This window comes from Streptomyces sp. NPDC006743 (assembly GCF_040703815.1).
In the GTDB taxonomy this organism is placed as follows: domain Bacteria; phylum Actinomycetota; class Actinomycetes; order Streptomycetales; family Streptomycetaceae; genus Streptomyces.
In genome coordinates, this window is record NZ_JBEYJA010000006.1 from 146,318 (window position 1) to 171,932 (window position 25,615).

Consider the following 25,615-nt stretch of genomic DNA (forward strand, 5'->3'; position numbering starts at 1 on the left):
GGAGCACATGGCCGTACGCGGGTTCCTGGGAGGCCGGCGCCGTGAGTACGACGCGCCCGAGCCGCATCCGTCCGGCGCGCGTGCGCCGAAGCTGCCGGGCGAGCTGGTCCCGGAGCACGTGGCGATCGTCATGGACGGCAACGGCCGCTGGGCCAAGCAGCGCGGGCTGCCCCGCACCGAGGGTCACAAGGTCGGCGCCGAGCGCGTCCTCGACGTGCTCCAGGGCGGCATCGAGATCGGCGTGCGCAACATCTCGCTCTACGCCTTCTCCACCGAGAACTGGAAGCGCTCGCCCGACGAGGTGCGCTTCCTGATGAACTTCAACCGGGACTTCATCCGCAAGTCCCGCGACCAGCTCGACGGGCTCGGCGTCCGGGTGCGCTGGGTGGGCCGGATGCCCCGGCTGTGGAAGTCGGTCGCCAAGGAGTTGCAGGTCGCCCAGGAGCAGACCAAGGACAACGACCTGATCACGCTGTACTTCTGCATGAACTACGGCGGCCGGGCGGAGCTGGCGGACGCGGCGAAGGCGATGGCCGAGGACGTGGCGGCCGGCCGCCTCGACCCGGCCAAGGTCAGCGAGAAGACCATCCAGAAGTACCTGTACTACCCGGACATGCCGGACGTGGACCTGTTCCTGCGGCCGAGTGGCGAGCAGCGCACCTCCAACTACCTCCTCTGGCAGAGCGCGTACGCCGAGATGGTCTTCCAGGACGTGCTGTGGCCCGACTTCGACCGCCGTGACCTGTGGCGGGCGTGCGTGGAGTTCGCCTCCCGCGACCGCCGCTTCGGCGGCGCCATCCCCAACGAGGAACTGCTCGCCATGGAGGGCAGGCAGGACACGCCGTAGGGCGGACGGATCCCGTAGAGGCGGGGGAGCCGCCGGGGCGGGAGCGCCCGGAGTGCGGGAGCGCCCGTGCGGCGGGGGTACCCGGCGGCCATGGACACCTGCTGGTCACCGGGGGTTCACGGGGATCACCCACGATGCGCGTCATGAAGCGTGTCACCCCCGTCCTCGCCCTGTGCACCGCCCTCGTCGCCGTCCTGCCCGCGCAGGCCACGGCCGCCGACCGGACCGCGCACCGCGACACCCTCGGCCGTGCCCTCCACGGCAGCCGCGGCCACAGCGGTCACGACCGCGACAGCTACGGCACCAAGGCGCCGTACGCCCCGCAGCAGAACCCCCGCACCTACCAGGAGCCGCCCGCCGGGTTCACGCCCGTCTTCACCGAGGACGTCTCCCGGCACGGCTCCCGCGCGGCCGGCGACAGCGAGGACGGCGACCTCGTCCTCGCCCTGTGGGAGAAGGCCGCCGACCAGGGGCAGCTCACGGACCGGGGCGCGGAGTTCGGGCCGGCCGTGCGCGCCCTGCTGGCCGCCATGGACAAGGTCGGCTACGGCAACCTCAGCGGGCGCGGCGAGCAGGAGATGCGGGACACGGCGGTGCGGCTCCGGCAGCGGATGCCGGAGCTGTTCGCGAAGATCGCCGGCAAGGGCGAGAAGATCGACCTGGTCAGTTCGGGGCAGGGGCGGGCGGTGGCCAGCGGCGAGCGGTTCGCCGGCGGCCTCGCCGACGCCGACCCGGAGCTGAAGCCGCTGATCGGTCCCGTCCGCACCGACAAGGACCTGCTCTACTTCCACAAGGCGGCCGGTGGTGCCGCCTACCGCGACTACCTCGAGAACGACCAGCGGCTCGCGGCCACCCTCAAGAGCCTCACCGACCAGCCCGCCACCCACGCGCACGCCCGCGACGTGCTGCGCCGGCTGTTCCGGGAGCCGTTCGTGCGGCGGATCGAGAACGGCGAGTTCGCCTCGCTCGGCAGCGCCGTCGACGTGGCCACCGCCGTCTACAACCTGTACGCCATCGCCCCCGCCATGCGCGAGGAGAGCCCGCGCGGCGAGGGCTGGCACATGGACCGCTACCTCTCCGCGAAGGACGCCGACTGGTTCGGCTACCTCGGGGACGCGGAGGACTTCTACGAGAAGGGCCCCGGGTTCGCCGGCAGCGACATCACCTACAAGATGGCCGGCGTCCTGCTCGACGACTTCTTCGAGCAGGTCGAGACCAAGCGCGAGGGCACCAACGACAAGGGCGCCGAACTGCGGTTCACGCACGCGGAGGAGATCATCCCGCTGGCCGCGCTGATGGGGCTGCCGGGCAGTACGCGACCGGTGTCGCCGCAGCGCCCGTACACCTACAAGGACAACCCCTGGCGCGGCGCGGACGTGTCACCGCTGGGCACGAACATCCAGTGGGACGTCTTCGCCAAGGGCGACCGCTACCTGGTGCGCATGCTCTACAACGAGAAGGAGACCGCGTTCAAGGCCGGCTGCCGCCCGATCGCCCAGGGCAGCGCCTTCTACGACCTGGACGAGCTGGAGCGCTGCTTCGGACGGCGCTGAGACGTAACGCCCGGGCGGACGCGGCACGGCTCACCGGCACGGGAGGGGCCCGCGGCCACGGCCGCGGGCCCCTCCCCTCACCATGTCCTCGTCACTGCGGCCGGGACTCGGTCGCCGCGCACTCCGCGCAGGTCCCGAAGATCTCCACCGTGTGGGCGACGTTGACGAAGCCGTGCTCCGCCGCGATGGCCTCCGCCCACTTCTCCACGGCCGGGCCCTCCACCTCGACCGCTTTGCCGCAGACGCGGCAGACGAGGTGGTGGTGGTGCTCGCCGGAGGAGCAGCGGCGGTAGACGGACTCACCGTCGGAGGTGCGCAGTACGTCGACCTCGCCGGCGTCGGCGAGGGACTGCAAGGTGCGGTAGACGGTGGTCAGGCCCACCGAGTCGCCCTTGTGCTTGAGCATGTCGTGGAGTTCCTGTGCGCTGCGGAACTCGTCGACCTCGTCGAGGGCTGCCGCGACGGCGGCGCGCTGCCGGGTGGCGCGGCCCTTCACGGGCGGTCCTGCGGTCGTCACCGGATGCCTCCTCACGTCTGCGCCTGCCGGGGCCATTGTGCCAGCCCGGGCGGAGCCCGGTCAGACGCCGACCTCCCCGGCGGCGCCCCGGGCGGCCGGGATCGCGCACTCCGCGGGGTCGGCCGCGGAGCCGGCCGCGGCGAGCGCCCGGGCGCGGCGCCGGGCCAGCGGTGCGGCGAGCGCGGTGAGGGCGATGAACGCGGCGATGGTCAGCAGGACGATCGTCGCACCGGGGGGTACGTCCTGGTAGTAGGAGGTGACCGTGCCGCCGATCGTCACGCTCACGCCGATGGCGACGGCGACGGCGAAGGTCGCGGCGAAGCTGCGGGTGAGCTGCTGGGCGGCGGCCACCGGGACCACCATGAGCGCGGAGACGAGCAGCAGTCCGACCACGCGCATCGCGACCGTCACCGTGACCGCCGCCGTGACGGCCGTCAGCAGGTTCAGGGCGCGCACCGGAAGGCCGGTGACCCGGGCGAACTCCTCGTCCTGGCTGACCGCGAACAACTGGCGGCGCAGACCCAGCGTGACCAGGACGACGAAGGCCGCCAGCAGGCAGATCGCCACGACGTCGGACTGCGAGACCGTGGAGAGCGAGCCGAAGAGGTACGAGGTCAGGTTGGCGTTGGAGCCGCCCGGGGCGAGGTTGATGAACATGACACCGCCCGCCATGCCGCCGTAGAAGAGCATCGCGAGGGCGATGTCGCCGCGGGTGCGGCCGTACCAGCGGATCAGCTCCATGAGGACCGCGCCGAGCACGGAGACGGCCGTCGCCATCCACACCGGGGAGGCGGAGAGCAGGAAGCCGAGGCCGACGCCGGTCATCGCCACGTGGCCGATGCCGTCGCCCATCAGCGCCTGGCGGCGCTGGACCAGGTAGATGCCGACGGCGGGCGCGGTGATGCCGACGAGCACGGCGGCCAGCAGCGCCCGCTGCATGAAGGCGTAGTTCAGGAAGTCCATCAGCTCAGCAGTCCTGTACGGATCGGCGCGGCGCCTGCGGCGGCGTCGTGGGGGTGGACATGGTCGTGGCCGGGCAGGGCGTGCTGGCCGACCGCCTTCGGGGGCGGGCCGTCGTGCACGACGCAGCCGTCGCGCAGCACGACCGCCCGGTCGATCAGCGGCTCCAGCGGGCCCAGCTCGTGCAGCACCAGCAGCACCGTGGTCCCGGCGGCGACCTGCTCGCGCAGGGTCCGCGCCAGCACCTCCTGGCTGGCCAGGTCGACACCCGCCATCGGCTCGTCCATGATCAGCAGTTCGGGGGCGGCGGCGAGCGCGCGGGCGATCAGCACCCGCTGGTGCTGGCCGCCGGAGAGGGCGTCCACCGGGTCCTTGGCGCGGTCCGCCATGCCGACCAGGTCCAGGGCGCGGCGCACGGCCTCGCGGTCGGCGGCGCGGAAGACGCCGAAGCGGGTGCGGGAGAGCCGCCCCGAGGAGACGATCTCGGTGACGGTCGCCGGGACACCGCCGGCGGCGGTGGTGCGCTGCGGCACGTAGCCGACGCGCGCCCAGTCGCCGAAGCGGCGCCGGGGGGTGCCGAACAGCTCGATCTCGCCGCCGCTGACCGGCACCTGGCCGATGAGGCTGCGTACGGCCGTCGACTTGCCGGAGCCGTTGGCGCCGAGCAGCGCGACCACCTCGCCCCGGTGCACGGTGAGGTCGATGCCGCGCAGCACGGGGCGGGCGCCGAGGTCGGCGCGCACCTGGCGCATGGCTATGACGGGTTCGCCCATGGTCTGCTCCCCGGTGTCGGTCACTTGGCGCCCAGCGCCTGCTGGAGCGCCTTGAGGTTGGCCTCCTGGACCGAGAAGTAGTCGGTGCCCCGGGACTTCTCGGTGATGCCTTCGAGCGGGTCGAGGATGTCGGTCTTCAGGCCGGCGTCCGCGGCGATGGTCCGGGCGGTCTTGTCGCTGACGAGCGTCTCGTAGAAGACGGTGGTGACGCCGTCGGCCTTCGCCATCCTCTCCAGGTCCCTGACCCGGGCGGCGCTGGGCTCGGACTCCGGGTCGAGGCCGTTGACGGCCTCCTCGGTCAGGCCGTAGCGCTCGGCGAGGTAGCCGAAGGCGGCGTGGGTGGTGAGGAAGACCTTCGAGGTGGTGTGCGCGAGGCCCTTCTCGAAGCGGGTGTTCAGCTCGTCGAGCTGCTTCACCAGGGCCGCGGTGTTCTTGCGGTAGTCGGCGGCGTGGTCCGGGTCGCCCTTCTCCAGGGCCTTGCCGACGCCCTGGGCGACCTGTGCGTAGCGGACCGGGTCGAGCCAGATGTGCGGGTCCTTGCCGCCGGACTCCTCGCCCTCGTGGGTGTCGTGCGCGGCGGCGTGCCCGCCGACCTCGTTGCCGTGCTCCTCCAGGGTGGTCAGGGAGGCGGCGTCGACCTTCGTCCGCACTCCGGACTGGGCGACGGCCTCGTCGACGGAGGGCTGGAGTCCCTTGAGGTAGAGGACGGCGTCGGCCTCCTGGAGCTGGGCGGTCTGCCTGGCGCTGATCTCCAGGTCGTGCGGCTCCTGGCCGGGCTGGGTGAGGCTGGTGACGTGGACGTGGCCGCCGCCGATGCGCTCGGCGAGGAAGGCCACCGGATAGAAGGACGCGACGACGTCGTACTTCCCGCTGCCGCCGGCCGCGTCGGCGGAGGTGCAGGCGGTCAGGGCGCCGAGGCCGAGGGCGCAGGACACGGCGAGAGCGGTCCCGGATATGAGGTGACGTCGTGCGTTCATGACAGTCATTTTCAACAAAAATGGAAACCGTTGTCAACAACCCCCTGTGAGGGGCCCCGGACGGCCCGGACCGGGCCGCTGTCCGGCACCGATTTGATTGAGGGGGAGCCTGCGCCGGTACCCTGAAGCATTCGCTCTGAAGCGTCTCGCTTCGTCGAAGCGCAGCCGTCGCTTCGTCGCCCGTCGTCGTAATGAAGAGAGCACCGTGGCCGCCGACAAGATCGACACCATCGTCAGCCTGAGCAAGCGCCGTGGCTTCGTATTCCCCTGCAGTGAGATCTACGGCGGCCAGCGCGCCGCCTGGGACTACGGGCCGCTGGGCGTCGAGCTGAAGGAGAACCTCAAGCGCCAGTGGTGGCGCTACATGGTGACGTCGCGCGAGGACGTGGTCGGTATCGACTCGTCCGTGATCCTGGCCACCGAGGTGTGGGTCGCCTCCGGCCACGTCGCCACCTTCACGGACCCGCTGACCGAGTGCACCGCCTGTCACAAGCGGTTCCGCGCGGACCACCTGGAGGAGGCCTACGAGGCCAAGCACAAGCGCCTCCCGGAGAACGGCCTGGCCGACGTCAACTGCCCCAACTGCGGCAACAAGGGCCAGTTCACCGAGCCCAAGCAGTTCTCCGGCCTGCTCTCCACCCACCTCGGCCCCACCCAGGACACCGGCTCCGTCGCCTACCTGCGCCCGGAGACCGCCCAGGGCATCTTCACCAACTTCGCCCAGGTGCAGACCACCTCGCGCCGCAAGCCGCCGTTCGGCATCGCCCAGATGGGCAAGTCGTTCCGCAACGAGATCACGCCGGGCAACTTCATCTTCCGCACCCGCGAGTTCGAGCAGATGGAGATGGAGTTCTTCGTCAAGCCGGGCGAGGACGAGAAGTGGCACGAGTACTGGATGGAGCAGCGCTGGAACTGGTACACCGGCCTGGGCCTGCGTGAAGAGAACATGCGCTGGTACGAGCACCCCAAGGAGAAGCTCTCCCACTACTCCAAGCGCACCGCCGACATCGAGTACCGCTTCCAGTTCGGCGGCAACGAGTGGGGCGAGCTGGAGGGTGTCGCCAACCGCACCGACTACGACCTCGGCGCCCACGCCAAGGCCTCCGGCCAGGACCTCGCCTACTACGACCAGGAGGCCGGCGAGCGCTGGACGCCGTACGTCATCGAGCCCGCGGCCGGTGTCGGCCGCGCGATGCTGGCGTTCCTGCTCGACGCCTACGTCGAGGACGAGGCGCCCAACGCCAAGGGCAAGATGGAGAAGCGCACGGTGCTGCGCCTGGACCACCGCCTGGCCCCGGTGAAGGCCGCGGTGCTGCCGCTGTCCCGCAACCCGGAGCTGTCCCCGAAGGCCAAGGGCCTGGCCCAGGCGCTGCGCCAGCACTGGAACATCGAGTTCGACGACGCCGGCGCCATCGGCCGCCGCTACCGCCGCCAGGACGAGATCGGCACGCCGTACTGCGTCACCGTCGACTTCGACACCCTGGACGACAACGCGGTCACCGTCCGCGAGCGCGACTCCATGAAGCAGGAGCGTGTCTCCCTGGACCAGATCGAGGGCTACCTGGCCGCCCGCCTGATCGGCTGCTGAGCAGGCCCCTGACGGGAGCGCGCCCAACGCCGTACGGCCGCCGGATCACCGGCGGCCGTACGGCGTTTCGCGTTCCCGGTGGCCTCAACGGCCCTGGAGCGCCTTCACGTTGTCGCCGAAGGTCCAGTTCTTCGAGCCGTCCCAGTTGAGCGACCAGGTCATCAGCCCCTTGAGGCCGTTGCCGTAGTGGTTCCAGGCCTGGGAGACCAGGGAGGGGGACATGTAGCCGCCGCCCGCGCCCGGCTGGGCGGGCAGGCCGGGCACCTGCTTGTCGTAGGGGACCCTGACCGTGGTGCCCTGGACCACCAGGCCCTTGTTCAGGCAGTCGGTCTGGGCGGTGAAGCCCTGCACCGTCGCGGCCGAGTAGGAGTCGCCGGAGCAGCCGTACATGCTGCCGTTGTAGTACTGCATGTTCAGCCACCACAGGCGGCCGTTGTCGGCGTACTTCTTGATGACGGGCAGGTAGGCGCCCCAGATCGAGCCGTAGACGATGCTGCCGCCGGTGACGTAGGCGGTCTCCGGTGCCATGGTCAGCCCGAAGTTCGAGGGCATCCGGGCCAGGATGCCGTCGATGATGCGGATGAGGTTGGCCTGCGAGGCGGAGAGCTGGTTGATGTTCCCGCTGCCGGTCAGGCCGGTCTCGATGTCGATGTCGATGCCGTCGAAGTTGTATTTCTGCAGGATCGGCACGATCGTCGCGACGAACCGGTCCGCCACCGCCTGCGAGTTCAGGTCGATGCCGGCCGCCGCGCCGCCGATGGAGAGCAGGACGGTCTGCCCGGACGCCTTGGCCGCGCACATCTCCTCGGGCGTGGCGACCTTCACGCCCGAGTCCATGCCGTCCTGCCACAGCGCCGTCCCGTCGGACAGGATCACCGGGAAGGCCGCGTTGAGGACGTTGTAGCCGTGCGCCGCGATCCGGGAGTCGGTGACCGGGGTCCAGCCGAAGGGCGGGTGGACGCCGTTGGAGGAGCCGTCCCAGTTCTCCCAGTAGCCCTGGAGCACCTTGCCGGCGGGCCGGGACTTCACGGCGCAGGTGGCGGCGTCCGCCGTGGCGGGGGCGGCCGAGGCCGCGGGGGACGACAGGGACAGGGCGAGCGGCGCGAGGCAGGCGGTGGCCAGCGCTGCGGTGAGCAGGCGGGGTGTCCGGCGGATCCGGCGGAGCATGGGCGGCCTCCCGGTGGGGTGCGGTGAGGTGGCGGGCGGGGGGTGGTGTGGCGCTGGGGTGCGGTGAAGCGGTGAAGTACGCCGGGTGCGGGTGTGGTGGCCCGCGGGTGGGGGGGGGCGTGCGGAGGAGGGATGGCGCGGGGTGTCGCAGACATGACAGTCCTATGGTCCAGACCATTCGTCAAGAGGTCTGGACCGATGGCGGGCTGTCCGCAAGAAGTGGCAAGTATGGAATGACAGATATTGAAATCTGTCAGCTGTCATGCCAAGGTGGAGCCATGACGATGAACACCCGCTCCCTCGGAACCACCGGCCCCCAGGTCTCCGCCCTCGGTCTCGGCTGCATGGGCATGTCCGCGCTGTACGGCGAGGCGGACCGGGCCGAGTCGATCGCCACCGTGCACGCCGCCCTCGAAGCGGGCGTGACCCTCTTCGACACCGGCGACTTCTACGCCATGGGCCACAACGAGATGCTGCTCGGCGAAGCCCTGCGCACCGCCCCCGCCGCCCTGCGCGAGCAGGCCCTGACCAGCGTGAAGTTCGGCGCCCTGCGCGACCCCGACGGCAACTGGAGCGGCTACGACGGCCGCCCCGCCGCCGTGAAGAACTTCGCCGCCTACTCGCTCCAGCGCCTGGGCGTCGACCACATCGACGTCTACCGGATCGCCCGCGTCGACCCCGACGTGCCGATCGAGGAGACCGTCGGCGCCATCGCGGAGCTGGTCGAGAAGGGCTACGTCCGCCACATCGGCCTCAGCGAGGCGGGCGCCGACACCATCCGCCGCGCCGCCGCCACCGCGCCGATCTCCGACCTCCAGATCGAGTACTCGCTGATCTCGCGCGGCATCGAGGCCGCCATCCTGCCCACCACCCGCGAGCTGGGCATCGCCGTCACCGCCTACGGCGTCCTGTCGCGCGGACTGATCTCCGGGCACTTCACCCGTGACCGGCAGCTCGCCCCGACCGACTTCCGCGCCGTCTCGCCCCGCTTCCAGGGCGAGAACCTCCGGCACAACCTGGACCTCGTCGAGGCACTGCGGAAGATCGCCGACGGCAAGGGCGTCACGGTGGCGCAGACCGCCATCGCCTGGGTGCTCTCGCGCGGCGAGGACATCGTGCCGCTGATCGGCGCCCGCAGCCGCGAGCGCCTCACCGAGGCCCTCGGCGCGCTCGACGTCACGCTGGACGCGGCCGCCCTCGCGGCGATCGAGGAGGCCGTGCCGGCGGACGCGGCGGCCGGCGCGCGCTACCCCGAGTCGCAGATGGCGCACCTGGACAGCGAGCACTGACCGCCGCGCCGGACAGGCGTTTGGGTACGGTCTAGGCATGTCACCCGCTGCTGAGACCCTGACCGCCGAGCGCATCATCGAGGCGACCGAGGAGGTGCTGCGCCGCCACGGGCCGGCGAAGGCCACCGTGGTGGACGTGGCCCGCGCGCTCGGCGTCAGCCACGGCAGTGTCTACCGCCACTTCCGCACCAAGGCGGCGCTGCGCGAAGCGGTGACGAAGCGGTGGCTGGACCGGACGCACGACGCCCTGGCGGGGATCGCGGCCGGGGACGGGCCCGACCCCCGGGAGCGGCTGCGCGCCTGGTTCCAGGCGCTGTTCGACGCCAAGCGCCGCAAGGCGGGCGACGATCCCGAGATGTTCGCCACCTACTCGGTGCTGGCCGAGGAGAACGTCGCGGCGGTCGAGCAGCACATCGCGGAGCTGACCGCCCAGTTGGCCGGCATCGTCGAGGCGGGAGTGGCCGCCGGGATCTTCACGGCCGCCGACCCGGCGGCCACGGCCGGCGCCCTCTTCCACGCCACCGGCCGCTACCACGACCCGTGTTACGCGGGACAGTGGGAGCGGCCGGGTGTCCAGGAGGAGTTCGACCTCCTCCTGGACCTGCTGCTGCGGGGCCTGCGGCCCTGAGCGGGGCCGTCGGGGGCGGCCCGGGGCCGGGCGTCAGTGCACCTTGACGGTCACCGTCGAGGAGTGCGTCTTGCCGTCCGACGTCGCCACCCGCAGGTGCTCGGTGCCCTTGGCGGTGAACTTGTGGCTCAGCGAGAAGACGCCGCCCTTCTTCACCATGGTCGTGGTGTGCAGCGTGGTCCACTTGCCGTTGTGCAGGTGCTGGAGGACCAGCTTGGTGCCGGTCTTCTCGTCCTTGGTGTGACCGGCGAGCGTCACGCTCTGGCCGGCTTTGACCGAGGTGTGGTTGGCCTTGACCGTGATCGACCCCTTGGTCATCGGCATCATGCTGTGGGTCGGGCTCGGCTTGGCCTGCGGCGCGTCGTTCGCGGCCAGGGCGGTGGCCGACCCGGCCGACACGAGGGCGGCGGACAGGGCGCCGGCGGCGAGCGCACGGACCCAGCGGCGGCTGGTGGTGACAGGCATGGTGGTCTCCCGTTGGTCGACGGATTTCCCCCTGCGGCGCGATGGCTGCCCCGGGGGGCTGCTCGCGCTCCTCCAGGTTTGCCCGAGTTCGTCCGCGCGGCGAGTCGAGGAGGGTCGGAACTCGTCGGGAAAAAAGCAGGTTTGGGGCAAAGTGCCAGGTCGGGCCGCCGGGCCGGTTCACTTGTTTCTTACCTTTGACCATTCGGTCACACACGGTGACGATTCCCGGGCCGTCAGCCGATCGTGCGGGGCAGCCGCAGGCTCAGCAGGCCCGTCAGGACGATCCCGGCCAGCTGGACGAGCAGGGTGATCACCAGGGCGTCCCGCATGCCGAGGCCGGGGACCAGGGACAGGAACAGCGTGCCCAGGGTGGCCACGCCCAGCGCCAGCGACGACTGCTGGGCGGTGACCATGACGCCGCTGCCGACGCCCGCCCGTGCGGCCGGCACCTCGGAGAGGATGATCCGGAAGATGACGGGCAGCTGCATCGCCTGCCCCGCACCGGCGACGGCCGCGCCCGGCAGCAGCTCCGTGAAGCCCACCTGCGGCCAGGACTCCCGGACGGTCAGCGCCAGCAGGCCCACGCCCGCCAGCTGCACGACCGCCCCCGCCGTCACCACCCGCGTTCCGTACCGGGCGACCAGCCGGGGCCCGGCCAGCGAGACGAGGAAGAAGGCGACGGCCATGGGCGCGAGCGCGAGCCCCGCCGGGACCGGACCGAGGCCGGCGCCCTGCTGCAGCGCCACCGCGATGACGAACATGAAGCCGCTGAACCCGACGGAGAACGGCACGATGAGCGCGAGGCCGCGGCGCAGGGACAGCAGCCGGAACAGGCTCGGCGGCACCAGCGGCGTACGGCCCTGCCGGTCCGCGCGCCGCTCGACGGCGTAGAACCCGGCGGCCACCAGCGGGAAGGCGGCCAGCGACAGCCACGTCCACAGCGGCCAGTGGGCCGCGCGGCCCTCGGTGAGCGGTACGAGCAGGGTCAGCAGGGAGGCCGCCAGCAGGACCGTGCCGGGGCCGTCGACCGGCTCCGGGTGCTGCGAGCGGGTCTCCGGGACGGCCCTGACGGCCAGCACCAGGCCGGCCAGGGCGACGGGCACGTTCACCAGGAACACCGAACGCCAGCCGGTGCCCCACACGTCGGCCGCGACCAGGACGCCGCCGAGGATCTGCCCGGCCACCATGGACAGGCCGGCCGTCGCGCCGTACAGGCCCATCGCCCTGGCCCGGCGGCGGCCCTCGGTCGCCGCCTGGATGGTGGCGAGCACCTGCGGCAGCATCGCCGCCGCCGCCGCGCCCTGCGCCACCCGCGCCCCGACCAGGGACCACGCGTCCGGCGCGAGACCGCAGGCCAGCGAGGTCAGGCCGAAGGCCGCCATGCCGCCCAGGAAGAGCCGGCGCCGCCCGAAGAGGTCGCCGAGCCGGCCGCCGAGGACGAGCAGCACGGCGTAGGCCACCCCGTAACCGGCCACGACGAGTTCGAGGACGGCCTCGCTCGCGTGGAGGTCCTTGCCCATCGTGGGCAGGGCGACGTTGACGATGAAGAAGTCGATGAGGGGCAGTGCCGCGCCCAGCAGCACCGTGAACAGTCCGGGGCCGCCCAGCGCCGGGGGCGCCACGGCCGTGCGGACGGTGCGGGAGGAGAGGGTTCGGGTGGTCACGCATCCGAGCCTGCGACCGGAGCGAGACAGGTACCAGAGTGTCCTTATCCTGGTAGCCGGAGTACCTGGAAACAGGGTCGGCGCGGCGGCAGGCTGGAGGCATGACCACCATGGCCCAGGAGACGGCGGCACGGACGGCGACGGCGGAGCCGGCGGTGAGGACGGTCCCGGCAGGCACGGCGGCGGCCGCGGCGGCACCGCGGGCGGCGGCCGTACGGGAGGCGGCGCGCGTCCCGGCGGCACCGGGGTCCGGCGCGGCGCCCGGTGGTCCGGCAGGTGCCGGGCGGGGGCAGGCCGGGCGGGTCCGGGAGCCCGCGGCCTCCGAGATCCGGCGGCACGAGCTGGCCGCCTTCCTGCGGCACCGGCGCGAGCACATCGCCCCCGAGCGGGTCGGCCTGCCGCGCGGTGCCCGGCGCCGCACGCCGGGCCTGCGCCGCGAGGAGGTCGCCCACCTCTCCGCGGTCGGCGTCACCTGGTACACCTGGCTCGAACAGGCCCGCGACATCCAGGTCTCCGCGCAGGTCCTGGACGCCCTCGCCCGCACCCTGCTGCTCGACCCCAGCGAGCGCGCCCACCTCTTCCGGCTCGCCGGTGCCACCGATCCGGCGCCCACGACCACCTGCCCGTCGGTCACCCCGGCCCTGCGCGCCCTCCTGGAACAGATCGAGCCCTACCCGGCCTGCCTGCAGAACAGCAGGTACGACATCCTCGCCCACAACCGCACCTACGGCCTGCTCCTGTGCGACCTGGAGGCGGTGCCGCCCGAGGACCGCAACTGCATGATCCTGGCGTACACGAACCCGCAGTGGCGCTCGTCGATCGTGCACCTGGAGGAGGCCACCCGGATCATGGCGGCCCGCTTCCGGGCCGCGATGGCCGGCCACCTCGCCGACCCGGCCTGGAAGACGCTGCTCAAGCGGCTGCGCGAGTCGCCCGACTTCCGCGAGGCGTGGGACCGGCACGAGGTGGTCGCGCCGGCGGGCAAGCGCAAGGAGTTCCGCAACGCCCGCGTCGGCCGCCTCACCGTCGACCAGACCGACCTGTGGCTCAGCCCGGAGGCGGGCCCGCGCATGGTCACCTACGTCCCGGCGGACGAGGAGTCCCGCGAGCGGCTGGAGAAGCTGCACGCCATCGCGGTGGAACGCAGCTCTTAGAGCTGCGAACGAGGGGGACGCCCGGACTCCCCTTCTGTCCGCAGCTCTTGGGCCTCCCGGGACGTCCCGCGCTCCGGTCAGGCGCCGACGCCCGCCGCCTGCCGCACCTCGTGCTCCTGGAGCCGGTCGGCGGTGCGTTCGGCGGTCCGGCGGGCCCACCGGCCGCTGGTGAGGGCGCCCAGCACCAGCACCAGCGCGCCGCACGCCACCAGCACCCACCACCCGGGCCGGGCGGCCGGCACGAACGTGTCCCGGTACGAGGACGAGCCGGTCCCGGACGCCAGCAGGGCGCCGACCACCGCCACGCCGAGGGTCGAGCCGAGCTGCCGGCTGGTCGAGGCGACGGCCGCGGCGACCCCCGCCTGGGCGCGCGGCATGCCGGACACGGCGGTGTTGGTGATGGGCGCGTTGACGAAGCCGAAGCCGATGCCGAACAGGACGTACCCGGCGAGCAGCGTGGCGTTCGACGTCTCGGCCTCGAAGAGCGCGAACAGCACCGCGCTCGCCGTCATCGCGGTCCCGGCGATCAGCAGCGGCAGCCGCGGTCCCCGGGTGCCGACCAGCCGGCCGGACAGCGGGGCGCACAGGAACGTGGGCACCGCCATCGGCAGCATCCACAGCCCGGCGTGCAGGGCGTCCAGACCGCGCACGTTCTGCAGGTACAGCGTGGACAGGAACAGGAAGCCGCCGAGCGCCGCGAAGCCGCTGACCGCGATGACCGTGGCCCCGCTGAACGGGGCGGAGCGGAAGAAGCGCAGGTCGATGAGGGGTTCGGTGCGGCGCGGCTCGTACCACAGCAGGCCGAGCAGCGCGGCGAGCGCGACGGCGGCGAACGGCAGGACCACGGTGGCGCTCGCGTCCGGGGCCTCGATGATCGCGTACGTCAGCGCGCCGAACAGGGCGATGACGAGCACCTGGCCGACCGGGTCGGGGCGGCGGGCCCTGGGGGCGCGGGACTCGGGGACGAAGCGGAGGGTGAGCAGGATCGCGGCGAGGCCGACGGGCAGGTTGAGCCAGAAGATCGAACGCCAGCCGACGGACTCCACCAGCAGCCCGCCCACCAGCGGCCCGGCGGCCATGGATATGCCGACCACGGCGCCCCACACGCCGATGGCGCGGGCGCGTTCGCGCGGGTCGGTGAAGGTGTTGGTGATGATCGACATGGCGACCGGGTTGAGCATCGAGCCGCCGACGGCCTGCACCATGCGGAAGACGACGAGCAGTTCGAGGTTCGGGGCCAGGGAGCACAGCAGCGAGCCGATGCCGAAGACGACGAGGCCGGTCATGAAGACGCGTTTGCGGCCGATCCGGTCGGCGGTGGAGCCAGCCAGCATCAGCAGGGAGGCCAGCACCAGGGTGTAGGCGTCGATCGTCCATTGCAGACCGGACGTGCCGGCGTGCAGATCGCGCTGCAGGGAGGGCAGGGCGACGTTGAGGACGGTGTTGTCCAGACTCACGATCAGCAGGCTCATGCAGCAGATCGCGAGCACCAGCAGCCGCCGGCGGTGACTCAGCTCGGGCATGTGCACCAGCGTAGTCGATATCGATAGTGCGGTTAACTAATGACTGTTACAAGTTCGCTGCCCGTGCGGGACAATGGGGGAATGTCCACGCCCGAGTCCCCGCTCCAGATCGGCCCACACACCGTCCGGCCCCCCGTGGTCCTCGCCCCCATGGCGGGGATCACCAACGCGCCCTTCCGCACGCTGTGCAGGGAGTTCAGCGGCGGCAAGGGCCTGTTCGTCAGCGAGATGATCACCACCCGGGCCCTGGTCGAGCGCAACGAGAAGACCATGCAGCTGATCCGGTTCGACGCGAGCGAGACACCGCGTTCGATCCAGCTGTACGGCGTCGATCCGGCGACCGTCGGCAAGGCGGTCCGCATGATCGCCGAGGAGGACCTCGCCGACCACATCGACCTGAACTTCGGCTGCCCGGTCCCGAAGGTGACCCGCAAGGGCGGCGGCTCGGCCCTGCCCTACAAGCGCAACCTGCTGCGCTCGATCCTGCGCGAGGCGGTCAGCGGCGCGGGCGACCTGCCGGTCACCATGAAGATGCGCAAGGGCATCGACGACGACCACCTCACCTACCTCGACGCCGGCCGGATCGCCGTCGAGGAGGGCGTCACCTCCATCGCCCTGCACGGCCGCACCGCGGCCCAGCACTACGGCGGCACCGCCGACTGGGAGGCCATCGCCCGCCTCAAGGAGCACGTCCCGGAGATCCCCGTGCTCGGCAACGGTGACATCTGGTCGGCCCAGGACGCGCTGCGGATGGTCCGCGAGACCGGCTGCGACGGCGTGGTCGTGGGCCGCGGCTGCCTCGGCCGGCCGTGGCTCTTCGCCGACCTGGTCGCCGCCTTCGAGGGCCGTACGGACTTCGCCGCGCGGCCCGCCCTGCGCGAGGTCGCCGACGTGATGGTCCGGCACGCCACCCTGCTCGGCGAGTGGATCGGCGACGAGTCGCGCGGCGTCGTCGACTTCCGCAAGCACGTCGCCTGGTACCTGAAGGGCTTCGCGGTCGGCTCCGAGATGCGCAAGCGGCTCGCGATCACCTCCTCCCTGGCCGACCTGCGGGCCGGCCTGGACGAACTGGACCTCGACCAGCCCTGGCCCGCCGGCGCCGACGGCCCCCGCGGCCGCACCTCCGGCAACAACCGCGTGGTCCTCCCGGACGGCTGGCTGAAGGACCCGTACGACTGCGCGGGCGTCGGCGAGGAAGCGGAACTGGACACGTCGGGCGGCTGAGACGCCCTGAGAGGGCACGCGTCCGCGGGGCGCGGCGCGTCCGCGCGGCGTCGGCCCGGGGGAGCCTGGGGGCTGGGTGCCCGCGTGGCGCGGGGCCTTGGGTGCCCGCCTGGCGCGGTCTGAGGAGCCCTGCGCCCGCCGGGATCCGTACGGTCCCACGGCCGGCGCCGTTCAGTGCCTAGGGGTACAAACCCGGCGAACCGGGTGCCGGGAGCTCTGCCGGACCCCTCCGCCGGTTACGCCGCACGGGTGGTCCGGGAGGTCCGCATGGTGGAATCCGGGCGCGTATGGCAGCGTGATTCTCGCCACCCTTGATAAAGGGTGCGCTCACATGAGCGGATTATCGGCGTCTGCACTTCTCCAAGGAGTGGCACTCAGTGCCACCCCTCGATCGTTCAGCGATCGAAATCACCCGTGCCTGTAGCCGCTCATATGAGCGGCTAGGGCGGGTCCATGAGCAGTGGCCCGTTCAAGAAGTGAAAACATCCGGCCCTGACGACTTGCCAAGCCTTGACTTTCGATCCGCTGGCGGACCGCTGGTTACGGGCGCATGACGCACGAGTGGACGTACCCACAAGCCTTCGATCTGGGTATGTTCCTCGCCGTCAGGGCAGCCACCGCGTCCTCGAGGAGTCGAGACCCGTGTCGGAAAACAAAGATCCCCAGGTGACCGCGCCGGGCGGGAGCGTTGAGGGCGTGAAGTTCGTCTACGACTTCACCGAGGGCAACAAGGACCTCAAGGACCTCCTCGGCGGCAAGGGCGCCAACCTCGCCGAGATGACCAACCTGGGCCTCCCCGTCCCGCCGGGCTTCACCATCACCACCGAGGCCTGCAAGGTCTACCTGGACAGCGGCGAGGAACCGGCGGCACTGCGTGACGAGGTGAGTGCGCACCTCGACGCGCTGGAGCAGCGGATGGGCAAGAAGCTCGGCCAGCCCGACAGCCCCCTGCTCGTCTCCGTCCGCTCCGGGGCGAAGTTCTCCATGCCCGGCATGATGGACACCGTCCTGAACATCGGCCTGTCCGACGCCTCCGTGCAGGGCCTCGCCGCGCAGGCCGGCGACGAGCGGTTCGCGTGGGACTCCTACCGCCGGCTCATCCAGATGTTCGGCAAGACCGTCCTCGGCGTCGACGGCGACCTCTTCGAGGAGGCGCTGGAGAAGGCCAAGGAGACCAAGAAGGTCGCGGTCGACACCGAACTGGACGCGGCCGACCTGAAGAAGCTCGTCACCAAGTTCAAGAAGATCGTCAAGACTGAGGCCGGCCGGGACTTCCCGCAGGACCCGCGCGAGCAGATGGACCTCGCCATCAAGGCGGTCTTCGACTCCTGGAACGGCGAGCGCGCCAAGCTCTACCGCCGTCAGGAGCGCATCCCGCACGACCTCGGCACGGCCGTCAACGTCTGCTCGATGGTCTTCGGCAACCTCGGCCCCGACTCCGGCACCGGCGTCGCCTTCACCCGCGACCCCGCCTCCGGCCACCAGGGCGTCTACGGCGACTACCTGCAGAACGCGCAGGGCGAGGACGTGGTCGCGGGCATCCGCAACACCGTGCCGCTCGCCGAGCTGGAGCAGATCGACAAGAAGTCGTACGACCAGCTCATGCAGATCATGGAGACCCTGGAGAACCACTACAAGGATCTCTGCGACATCGAGTTCACCATCGAGCGCGGCCGGCTGTGGATGCTGCAGACCCGCGTCGGCAAGCGCACCGCCGGTGCCGCCTTCCGCATCGCCACCCAGCTCGTCGACCAGGGCCTCATCGACGAGGCCGAGGCCCTGCAGCGCGTCACCGGCGCCCAGCTCGCCCAGCTGATGTTCCCCCGCTTCGACGACAAGGCGAAGGTCGAGCAGGTCGGCCGGGGCATCGCCGCCTCCCCGGGCGCGGCCGTCGGCAAGGCCGTCTTCGACTCGTACACCGCCGTCAAGTGGTCCCGCTCGGGCGAGAAGGTCATCCTGGTCCGCCGCGAGACCAACCCCGACGACCTGGACGGCATGATCGCCGCCGAGGGCATCCTGACCTCGCGCGGCGGCAAGACCTCCCACGCGGCCGTCGTCGCGCGCGGCATGGGCAAGACCTGCGTCTGCGGTGCCGAGGAGCTGGAGGTCGACACCAAGCGGCGCCGGATGACCGTGCCCGGCGGGCACGTCGTCGAGGAGGGCGACGTCATCTCCATCGACGGCTCCTCCGGCAAGGTCTACCTGGGCGAGGTGCCGGTGGTCCCCTCCCCGGTCGTGGAGTACTTCGAGGGCCGGATGCACGCCGGTGCCGACGACGCCGACGAACTGGTCGAGGCCGTGCACCGCATCATGGCCTTCGCCGACCGCAAGCGCCGGCTGCGGGTGCGCGCCAACGCCGACAACGCCGAGGACGCGCTGCGCGCGCGCCGCTTCGGGGCGCAGGGCATCGGACTGTGCCGCACCGAGCACATGTTCCTCGGCGACCGCCGCGAGCTGGTCGAGCGGCTGATCCTGGCCGACACCGAGGCCGAGCGCGAGGAATCCCTCAAGCAGCTCCTGCCGCTGCAGAAGAAGGACTTCGTCGAGCTGTTCGAGGCGATGGACGGCCTGCCCGTCACCGTCCGCCTGCTCGACCCGCCGCTGCACGAGTTCCTGCCCGACATCACCGAGCTGTCGGTCCGCGTGGCGCTCGCCGAGTCCCGCCAGGAGCCGCACGAGAACGAGCTGCGCCTGCTCCAGGCCGTCCACCGGCTGCACGAGCAGAACCCGATGCTCGGCCTGCGCGGCGTCCGCCTCGGCCTGGTGATCCCCGGCCTGTTCACCATGCAGGTCCGCGCCATCGCCGAGGCCGCCGCCGAGCGCAAGGCCGCCAAGGGCGACCCGCGCGCCGAGATCATGATCCCGCTGGTCGGCACCGTGCAGGAGCTGGAGATCGTCCGCGAGGAGGCCGACCGCGTCGTCGCGGAGGTCCAGGCGGCCACGGGCACGGAACTGAGGCTGGCGATCGGCACGATGATCGAGCTGCCGCGCGCCGCGCTCACCGCCGCCCAGATCGCCGAGGCCGCCGAGTTCTTCTCCTTCGGCACCAACGACCTGACGCAGACGGTGTGGGGCTTCAGCCGCGACGACGTCGAGGCGAGCTTCTTCACGGCGTACCTGGAGAAGGGCATCTTCGGCGTCAGCCCGTTCGAGACGATCGACAAGGACGGCGTCGGCTCCCTGGTCGCGGCCGCCGCGAAGGCCGGCCGCGCCACCCGCCCCGACCTCAAGCTCGGCGTCTGCGGCGAGCACGGCGGCGACCCGGAGTCCGTCCACTTCTTCCACGAGGTGGGCCTCGACTACGTCTCCTGTTCCCCGTTCCGCATCCCGGTCGCCCGCCTGGAGGCGGGCCGCGCGGCCTCCGCCTCGGAGGGCAGCGACCACCGGTGACGCCGGTGTGAAGACCCCGGAGTCCTCGTCGTGGTCCCCGACCCTCACTACCGATTGCGGCGGGGACTCCGGTTCACGGAGAAAGGGGCGGCATCCTTGTGCGGGGATGCCGCCCCTGTCGTGCGCGTACCGCGGTGTGCGCGGGTGCCGGGCGCGTTCAGTCGCGGTCGACGTGCTCGCGCACGACGTTGCCGTTGGCCACGTCGATGTCGTAGGTCGTCTTGTGCCAGTCCTTGGGCGTGACGACGTCGACGGACCAGACGAGCTTGTCGTCGTGCTCGTCGAGGTCGACGCCGGTGACCGTGCCCCTGGTCTTGCCGGTGGCCGTCTGCACGGCCTGCGCGGGCGTCCGGGTGGCCTTCTTCAGCCGGTCGGCGACCTTGCGCCTGTCGCCGGCGTCCTGGTCCGACTCGACCGCCTTGCGCGACACCTTGCCGGTGGCGGCGTCGACGTCGATCCGGTGGACCGTGCCGTCGGCGGTGGCGACCTTCGTCTCCCACTGCGCCGCGCCCGCGGAGGGCGACGGGCTCGCGGTGCCGGCGCCGGGCGACGCGGGACTCGGGGACGCGGGGCTCGGGGAGGCGGGACTCGGGGACGCCGTACCGGGGGAGGTGGCCATGCCCGGCGACGAGGTGGAGCCGTGCGAGGCGTTCTTCAGCTCGATGGAGACCAGCTTGCCCCCGGACACCTCCTTCACGGCGGTGCCGGCGGCCTTGTCCCAGCTCACGTGCGTCTTGGCGAGCAGGTCCCGGCGCTCGGCCTGGTCCTTGGTCAGCGAGGCGGACGGGGAGGGGGAGGACGGTGCCGTGGGCGAGGCGGAGGTGGGACTGGCCTCGGCCGCCTCGGCGACACTCGACCCGGTCGAGCCGTTCGAGCAGGCGGTCATCAGCAGAGCGGAGCCGCCCAGAGCACAGATCGCGACGATCGAACGCAGGGGCGGGATACGGAGCGCGGTTTTCATACCACTGTGGGTAACCCCCGCGTGGGAGGCCGACACGGACCCGCCGCCGGAACCACCCCAACGGCCCACGCACCCGGTCACCTGTGGCTTCTCCGTCCCCGGCCCGGCGCCGGACCTCCTGCCGGGCCGCCCCCGCGACCGGCCGCCGCCCGCGCGCCCCGCGCCGGCGCCGAGCGCCCCGGGGTGGCCGGAAGCGCGCTCTTGACGCGTACACACAGATGCCACGCTCCTGTCGTAATCACGGTGCATGGTTGATCGTTGGGCCGGGCACGGTGCGGGTACGGCCGTGCGGGCGGGCAGCGAGGACGAGCGTCAGGGGGCGTACATGACCATCAGCCGCAGAGCACTGCTCGGCGCCGGGGCGGTCGCGGGCGGCGGGCTGCTCGCCGCCTGCGGGAGCAACACCGGGCGCGGCGACGGCGGCGGGGGCTCGGGGCCGGCGCTGACGCAGTGGTACCACCAGTACGGCGAGAGCGGCACCGAGCAGGCGGTGAAGCGGTACGCCGCCGCGTACGGCAAGGCCCGCGTCACCGTCCAGTGGCGGCCGGGCAACTACGACCAGCAGACCGCCGCCGCGCTCCTCACCGACTCCGGCCCGGACGTCTTCGAGGTCAACGGGCCCACGCTGGACCAGATCCAGGGCGGCCAGGTCGCCGATCTCACCGCCCTGCTCGACGGCGTCAAGGACGACTTCAACCCGGCGGTGCTCACCCCGAAGACGTACGGCGGGAAGATCTGGGGCGTCCCGCAGGTCATCGACATGCAGATGCTCTACTACCGCAAGAGCCTGCTCCGCGACGCCGGGCTCCGGCCCCCGGACACCCTCGACGCCCTCGTCGACGCCGCCGGGAAGCTCACCACCAGGAAGACCAAGGGACTCTTCCTCGGCAACGACGGCGGCGCGGGCGTCCTCGGCGGAACACCCCTGTACGCGGCCGGACTCCAGCTCGTCACCGAGGACGGCAGGCCCGGCTTCGACGACCCCGCCGCCGCCCGCGCCCTAGCCAAGATCCGTCAGCTGTACGCCGACAAGTCCCTGCTGCTCGGCGCCCCCGCCGACTGGTCCGACCCGTCCGCGTTCCTCCAGGGCCTGACCGCCATGCAGTGGTCCGGGCTGTGGGCGCTGCCCCAGGTGCAGAAGGAACTCGGCGACGACTTCGGCGTGCTGCCCTTCCCCGCGGACGGTCCCTCGGGCCGCCCGGCCGTGCCCGTCGGCGCGTACGCGGCCGCCGTCAGCGCCCGCAGCCGCCACCAGGACGCGGCCAAGGAGTTCGTGAAGTGGCTGTGGGTGCAGCGCACCGACGACCAGGAGGACTTCGCGCTCTCCTACGGCTTCCACATCCCGGCCCGGATCTCGCTCGCGAAGAAGGCCGCCAGGCTGCGCACCGGCGCCGCCGCCGACGCCGTGCGCCTGACCACCGACCACGGGTACGCCCAGCCCCTGCTGTGGACCCCGGCCGCCCAGACCGCCTATCAGGACGCGCTGAGCCGGATCATCAAGGACGGGGCGAATCCGGACAGTGAGCTGAAGACGGTGCTGCGGAAGGTGTCGGCCGAACTCGACCGTGTGAAGAAGAAGCCGTGAGCGCGGCACCGACGGGCAGCACACCGACGGGGAACACGACCGGTAAGGCGCCGGCAGGGAAGGCGCGGGCCGGGGCGGCCACGGCCGGGACGGGTCCGGCCGTGCGCGCGCGGGAGGACGCGAGCGCCCGGGCCGTGCGCCGGCGGCGCACCCTGTGGTTCTGGGTCTTCGTCGGGCCCTTCGCCGCGGGCCTCGCCCTGTTCACCTACGTCCCGCTGCTGTGGAGCGTCGCCCTCAGCTTCTTCGACGCGCACAACACCGTCACGCCCACCCGCTTCACCGGGCTGGCCAACTACACCGCGATGCTGAAGGACGACGCCTTCCTCGACAGCCTGCGCACCTTCCTCCTGTTCACGGCGTTCATCGTCCCGGCCACCTACGCCCTCTCCCTCTGCCTCGCCCTCATGGTCAACCGGGTGCGCCGCGCGCAGGCGTTCTTCCGCTCGGTGTTCTTCCTGCCGGCCGCGTGCAGTTACGTGGTCGCCGCCCTCGTCTGGAAGATGTCGATCTTCAACGGGGTGCGGTTCGGGCTGGCCAACACCGTCCTGGACCTCTTCGGCGCCGACCCGGTGGCCTGGCTGTCGACCACCGACCCGCCCTGGTACTGGCTGGTCATCGTGACCGTACGGCTGTGGCTCCAGGCCGGTTTCTACATGATCCTGTTCCTGGCCGGGCTCCAGCGGATCGACCCCGTGCTCTACGAGGCCGCCGCCGTGGACGGCGCCCGCCCCGGCCGACAGGTGCTGCGGCACATCACCCTGCCGCAACTGCGCGCCACCTCCGTCGCCGTGGTCCTGCTCCTCGTCATCAACGCCTTCCAGTCCTTCGACGAGTTCTACAACCTGCTCTCCGACGCCCGCGGCTACCCGCCCTACGCCCGCCCGCCGCTCGTCTACCTCTACTACACCGCCCTCGGCCAGGGGCAGAACCTGGGCCTCGGCAGCGCGGGCGCGGTGATCCTCGCGCTGATCATCGCCCTCGTCACCCTGGGCCAGGCCCGCTGGTTCCGACTGGGAAGGACGGACGCCGATGGATGACGCCCTGGTGCGGGTGGGCCGCGCGCTGCGGCTCGCCCTGCTGATCGCGCTCGCGCTGCTCTTCCTGGTCCCCTTCTACCTGCTCGTGCGCAACGGCCTGGCCAGTGAACAGGACATCACCTCGCCCGAGTGGACGTTCTTCCCCGCCCACCTGCGCTGGGGCAACGTCCGCGAACTCTTCACGGACACCTCCGTCCCGTTCGCCCGCTCGCTGCTCAACTCCGCCCTGATCGCCGTCGCCACCACCCTCGGCACGGTCCTGCTGGCCTCGCTCGCCGGGTACGGTCTCGCCCGCATCCCCTACCGGCACGCGAACAAGGTCTTCTACGCCGTCCTCGGCACCCTCATGGTCCCGGCCGCCGTCACCTTCGTCCCCAGCTTCGTGCTGGTGTCGTCCCTGGGCTGGATCTCCACCCTGCGCGGCCTGATCGTCCCGACGCTCTTCTCCGCCTTCGCCTGCTTCGTCTTCCGTCAGTACTTCCTCGGCTTCCCGCGCGAGCTGGAGGACGCCGCCCAGGTCGACGGGCTCGGCCCCTGGCGGACGTACTGGCTGGTCGTGGTGCCGAACGCGCGGCCGGTGTTCGCGGCGGTCGGCACGATCGTCTTCATCGGCGCCTGGAACGCCTTCCTGTGGCCGCTGGTGATCGGGCAGGACCAGAGCGCCTGGACGGTCCAGGTCGCCCTGTCCTCCTTCACCACCGCCCAGGTGGTGCGCCTGCACGAGCTGTTCGTGGCGGCGGCCGTGTCGATCCTGCCGCTGCTGGCGGTGTTCCTGTGCTTCCAGCGGTGGATCGTGGCGGGGGTGGAACGGTCCGGGATCGACTAGAGCCTGTGCCCCGGGGGTGTCAGAGGGATCCGCCGCTGTCGACCACCAGGTCGGTGCCGACCAGGGAGGCCGCCTCGTCGGAGGCCAGGTACAGGATCGCGGCGGCGACCTCCTCGGTGGCGGAGACCCGGCCCAGCGGGAGGGTGTCCCGGGCGCGTCGGGCGCGGTCCGCTTCCGTCTCGCCGGCGCGCAGCGACATCGTGGTGGCGGTGGCGCCGGGGCTGACCACGTTGATGCGCACGCCGTCGCGGACGTGGTCCAGCGCGGCACCGCGGCTGAGCGCGGTCACGGCCGCCTTGGTCGCGGAGTAGGCGGCGGCGCCGGGGGAGGTGGTGTGGGCGCCGAAGGTGGAGGAGACGTTGACGATCGCGCCGCCGGACGGCTGGGTCCGCATCCGGCGGATCTGCGCCTGCAGGGCCAGGTGGACGCCGGTGACGTTGACGGCGAGCTGGCTGTGCCAGTCCTCCTCCGTCAGCTCGGCCAGCGGCTGCCCGCCCCGGAACACCCCGGCGTTGTTCACGGCGACGTCGAGCGAGCCGAAGCGGTCCACGGCCGCCTCCACCAGCGCCGCCGCCTCACCGGGGCGGGAGACGTCCGCGGTCACCGCGAGCGCCTTGCCGCCCGCCTCCTCGATCAGCGCGACCGTGCCGGCCGGCGGCCCGGGGCGGCGGCCGGCGACGACGACGTGGGCGCCCTCGGCGGCGAACGCCAGGGCCGTCGCGCGGCCGATGCCGGAACCGCCTCCGGTGACGAGGACGGTGCGGTCCTGGAAGCGGCCCGCGGACCGTGTGTTCACCGTAGTCATGATCTCCCCTTTTATTGACCGATCGGTTCAGTATGAGGGCCGAAAGAAACGCGCCCGGCGACAGGGCGCGTTCCACGGTCCGCTGCTCAGTCCAGCAGTGCCAGGGCCTGCTCCGCCGCGTCCCGGACGCGGGCCGGGTCCGCCGACGCCTTGCCGACCACCCGCAGGCCCTGCATCAGCACCAGCAGGGTGCGGGCGAGGGCGAGCGGATCGCGGCCGGCGGGCAGCTCGCCCTGGGCCCGGGCGCGGACCAGGGCCGCGTGCAGGAGGGTCTCCAGGTGGTCCCAGTTGCGCTCCACCCGCCGGGCGGCGGCCGGATCGTGCGCGGCCAGCTCGGACGCCGTGTTGGTGACCATGCAGCCGCGCAGGCGCAGTTCGTCGTGGGCCGCCTCCGCCGCGTAGCGCCGTACGACCGCCCGCACGCCCGGCAGCGCGGGACCCGGCCGGGACAGCTCGCGCACGATCTGCCCCATGCCCCCCTGCTCGTAGCGTTCCAGCGCCTTCAGGTACAGCTCGTGCTTGCTGCCGAACGTCGCGTACAGGCTGGCGCGGCCGATGCCGAGGTGCGCCACGAGGTCCGCCATCGACGTCGCCTCGTACCCGCGCCGCCAGAACAGCTCCAGGGCCGACTGCAGCGCGGCGTCCGGATCGAATTCCTTGGTCCTGGCCACGTCGTGGAGCC

22 protein-coding genes are annotated in these 25,615 nt (G+C 71.9%); 11 read left to right on the forward strand and 11 right to left on the reverse strand.

Features of this window, described 5'->3' with window-relative positions; all coding sequences use genetic code 11:
• The first annotated feature begins 7 nt into the window (after positions 1 to 7).
• Both ABZ719_RS07960 and ABZ719_RS07965 read left to right on the forward strand, forming a co-directional pair.
• The gene (locus ABZ719_RS07960) at positions 8 to 847 is read left to right on the forward strand and encodes an isoprenyl transferase (protein ID WP_366724340.1); all 840 of its coding nucleotides are present in this window, start codon (positions 8 to 10) and stop codon (positions 845 to 847) included.
• A gap of 143 nt (positions 848 to 990) precedes the next feature.
• On the forward strand, positions 991 to 2,400 hold the full coding sequence (locus ABZ719_RS07965; protein ID WP_366724341.1) for a histidine-type phosphatase: 1,410 nt from the start codon (positions 991 to 993) through the stop codon (positions 2,398 to 2,400).
• A 91-nt stretch (positions 2,401 to 2,491) separates the two neighbouring features.
• Here the strand turns inward: ABZ719_RS07965 and ABZ719_RS07970 are convergent, their stop codons facing one another.
• From ABZ719_RS07970 to ABZ719_RS07985, 4 genes are read right to left on the reverse strand one after another with little or no spacing between them, the layout of a single operon-like run.
• Positions 2,492 to 2,917, reverse strand: coding sequence for a Fur family transcriptional regulator (locus ABZ719_RS07970; protein ID WP_037854300.1), 426 nt, complete (start codon positions 2,915 to 2,917; stop codon positions 2,492 to 2,494).
• A gap of 60 nt (positions 2,918 to 2,977) precedes the next feature.
• Positions 2,978 to 3,880 carry a metal ABC transporter permease gene (locus ABZ719_RS07975; protein ID WP_366724342.1) on the reverse strand — a complete coding sequence of 301 codons (903 nt, stop codon included), beginning with the start codon at positions 3,878 to 3,880 and terminating at the stop codon, positions 2,978 to 2,980.
• On the reverse strand, positions 3,880 to 4,650 hold the full coding sequence (locus tag ABZ719_RS07980) for a metal ABC transporter ATP-binding protein (RefSeq protein ID WP_366724417.1): 771 nt from the start codon (positions 4,648 to 4,650) through the stop codon (positions 3,880 to 3,882). Before ABZ719_RS07980 ends, ABZ719_RS07975 begins: the two co-directional genes overlap by 1 nt.
• Positions 4,651 to 4,670: 20 nt before the next feature.
• Positions 4,671 to 5,627, reverse strand: a complete 957-nt coding sequence (locus ABZ719_RS07985; protein ID WP_366724343.1) for a metal ABC transporter substrate-binding protein — start codon at positions 5,625 to 5,627, stop codon at positions 4,671 to 4,673.
• Positions 5,628 to 5,832: 205 nt separating this feature from the next.
• On the opposite strand from ABZ719_RS07985, the gene ABZ719_RS07990 reads away from it, so the two are divergent.
• Positions 5,833 to 7,215: a glycine--tRNA ligase gene (locus ABZ719_RS07990; protein WP_366724344.1), complete on the forward strand. Its 1,383-nt coding sequence runs from the start codon at positions 5,833 to 5,835 to the stop codon at positions 7,213 to 7,215.
• An 84-nt stretch (positions 7,216 to 7,299) separates the two neighbouring features.
• On the opposite strand, the gene ABZ719_RS07995 is transcribed toward ABZ719_RS07990, so the two are convergent.
• Positions 7,300 to 8,382 carry a chitinase gene (locus ABZ719_RS07995; protein WP_366724345.1) on the reverse strand — a complete coding sequence of 361 codons (1,083 nt, stop codon included), beginning with the start codon at positions 8,380 to 8,382 and terminating at the stop codon, positions 7,300 to 7,302.
• 278 nt (positions 8,383 to 8,660) lie between these two features.
• On the opposite strand from ABZ719_RS07995, the gene ABZ719_RS08000 reads away from it, so the two are divergent.
• Both ABZ719_RS08000 and ABZ719_RS08005 read left to right on the forward strand, forming a co-directional pair.
• The gene (locus tag ABZ719_RS08000; RefSeq protein WP_366724346.1) at positions 8,661 to 9,671 is read left to right on the forward strand and encodes an aldo/keto reductase; all 1,011 of its coding nucleotides are present in this window, start codon (positions 8,661 to 8,663) and stop codon (positions 9,669 to 9,671) included.
• Positions 9,672 to 9,708: 37 nt separating this feature from the next.
• On the forward strand, positions 9,709 to 10,299 hold the full coding sequence (locus tag ABZ719_RS08005; protein ID WP_366724347.1) for a TetR/AcrR family transcriptional regulator: 591 nt from the start codon (positions 9,709 to 9,711) through the stop codon (positions 10,297 to 10,299).
• 33 nt (positions 10,300 to 10,332) lie between these two features.
• Here the strand turns inward: ABZ719_RS08005 and ABZ719_RS08010 are convergent, their stop codons facing one another.
• Positions 10,333 to 10,764 carry a hypothetical protein gene (locus tag ABZ719_RS08010; RefSeq protein ID WP_366724348.1) on the reverse strand — a complete coding sequence of 144 codons (432 nt, stop codon included), beginning with the start codon at positions 10,762 to 10,764 and terminating at the stop codon, positions 10,333 to 10,335.
• A gap of 233 nt (positions 10,765 to 10,997) precedes the next feature.
• Positions 10,998 to 12,428 (reverse strand): MFS transporter, encoded by a 1,431-nt coding sequence (locus tag ABZ719_RS08015; protein ID WP_366724349.1) that lies wholly within the window; start codon positions 12,426 to 12,428, stop codon positions 10,998 to 11,000.
• 101 nt (positions 12,429 to 12,529) lie between these two features.
• Between ABZ719_RS08015 and ABZ719_RS08020 the strand changes: the two genes are divergently transcribed.
• Positions 12,530 to 13,582 carry a helix-turn-helix transcriptional regulator gene (locus ABZ719_RS08020; protein ID WP_366724350.1) on the forward strand — a complete coding sequence of 351 codons (1,053 nt, stop codon included), beginning with the start codon at positions 12,530 to 12,532 and terminating at the stop codon, positions 13,580 to 13,582.
• Between the two features lie 77 nt (positions 13,583 to 13,659).
• On the opposite strand, the gene ABZ719_RS08025 is transcribed toward ABZ719_RS08020, so the two are convergent.
• Entirely contained in the window at positions 13,660 to 15,105 is a 1,446-nt protein-coding gene (locus ABZ719_RS08025; protein WP_366724351.1) for an MFS transporter, read from the reverse strand.
• Positions 15,106 to 15,186: 81 nt separating this feature from the next.
• Here ABZ719_RS08025 and dusB point away from each other — a divergent pair, with 81 nt between their 5' ends.
• Both dusB and ppdK read left to right on the forward strand, forming a co-directional pair.
• A complete protein-coding gene (gene dusB, locus ABZ719_RS08030) occupies positions 15,187 to 16,329 on the forward strand; it encodes a tRNA dihydrouridine synthase DusB (RefSeq protein WP_366724352.1) in 1,143 nt (380 codons plus the stop codon).
• A 696-nt stretch (positions 16,330 to 17,025) separates the two neighbouring features.
• Positions 17,026 to 19,719: a pyruvate, phosphate dikinase gene (gene ppdK / locus ABZ719_RS08035; RefSeq protein ID WP_366724418.1), complete on the forward strand. Its 2,694-nt coding sequence runs from the start codon at positions 17,026 to 17,028 to the stop codon at positions 19,717 to 19,719.
• A gap of 157 nt (positions 19,720 to 19,876) precedes the next feature.
• On the opposite strand, the gene ABZ719_RS08040 is transcribed toward ppdK, so the two are convergent.
• Positions 19,877 to 20,680 carry a PepSY domain-containing protein gene (locus ABZ719_RS08040; protein ID WP_366724353.1) on the reverse strand — a complete coding sequence of 268 codons (804 nt, stop codon included), beginning with the start codon at positions 20,678 to 20,680 and terminating at the stop codon, positions 19,877 to 19,879.
• Positions 20,681 to 21,005: 325 nt separating this feature from the next.
• On the opposite strand from ABZ719_RS08040, the gene ABZ719_RS08045 reads away from it, so the two are divergent.
• From ABZ719_RS08045 to ABZ719_RS08055, 3 genes are all read left to right on the forward strand, one after another.
• Positions 21,006 to 22,265, forward strand: a complete 1,260-nt coding sequence (locus ABZ719_RS08045; protein WP_366724419.1) for a sugar ABC transporter substrate-binding protein — start codon at positions 21,006 to 21,008, stop codon at positions 22,263 to 22,265.
• 134 nt (positions 22,266 to 22,399) lie between these two features.
• On the forward strand, positions 22,400 to 23,302 hold the full coding sequence (locus ABZ719_RS08050; protein WP_366724420.1) for a sugar ABC transporter permease: 903 nt from the start codon (positions 22,400 to 22,402) through the stop codon (positions 23,300 to 23,302).
• Positions 23,295 to 24,128, forward strand: coding sequence for a carbohydrate ABC transporter permease (locus ABZ719_RS08055; protein ID WP_366724354.1), 834 nt, complete (start codon positions 23,295 to 23,297; stop codon positions 24,126 to 24,128). The genes ABZ719_RS08050 and ABZ719_RS08055 overlap by 8 nt, the downstream gene beginning before the upstream one ends.
• A 19-nt stretch (positions 24,129 to 24,147) precedes the next feature.
• On the opposite strand, the gene ABZ719_RS08060 is transcribed toward ABZ719_RS08055, so the two are convergent.
• Together ABZ719_RS08060 and ABZ719_RS08065 are read right to left on the reverse strand one after the other, a co-directional pair.
• A complete protein-coding gene (locus tag ABZ719_RS08060) occupies positions 24,148 to 24,933 on the reverse strand; it encodes a glucose 1-dehydrogenase (protein ID WP_366724355.1) in 786 nt (261 codons plus the stop codon).
• An 86-nt stretch (positions 24,934 to 25,019) separates the two neighbouring features.
• On the reverse strand, positions 25,020 to 25,604 hold the full coding sequence (locus tag ABZ719_RS08065) for a helix-turn-helix domain-containing protein (RefSeq protein WP_366724356.1): 585 nt from the start codon (positions 25,602 to 25,604) through the stop codon (positions 25,020 to 25,022).
• Between the last annotated feature and the right edge of the window lie 11 nt (positions 25,605 to 25,615).